Annotated in this window: 1 protein-coding gene; it reads right to left on the bottom strand. The window is 58.5% G+C overall.

The window, feature by feature from the left end; genetic code table 11:
• Positions 1 to 205, bottom strand: a 205-nt coding sequence (locus AUR66_RS22915; RefSeq protein ID WP_231727958.1) for a hypothetical protein, incomplete at both ends; no start/stop codon positions are given.

The following is a 205-nucleotide window of genomic DNA, read 5'->3' as shown; positions in this document are numbered from 1 at the left end:
GAAATCGACTATGTCGTCGAAAGCCGCCGTGAATATCCCAGACTCACGTGCGTCCGGTGTAGGCATCTGCGTGCTCGCCGGACCGATTGTTCCCGACTTCGGAGCTGCTGGCATCACCGCACCGAACTTGTACCAGCTATACGTGACCGGGAACGCCTCGTCGCCACCGGTGAAGTGCTTAACCGCGAGGTACGTGTACTTCCTT

Source organism: Haloferax profundi (assembly GCF_001469865.1).
GTDB classification, from domain to species: domain Archaea; phylum Halobacteriota; class Halobacteria; order Halobacteriales; family Haloferacaceae; genus Haloferax; species Haloferax profundi.
Note: the sequence above shows the minus strand (reverse complement) of the source record. Positions and strands in the feature narration are given on the sequence as shown.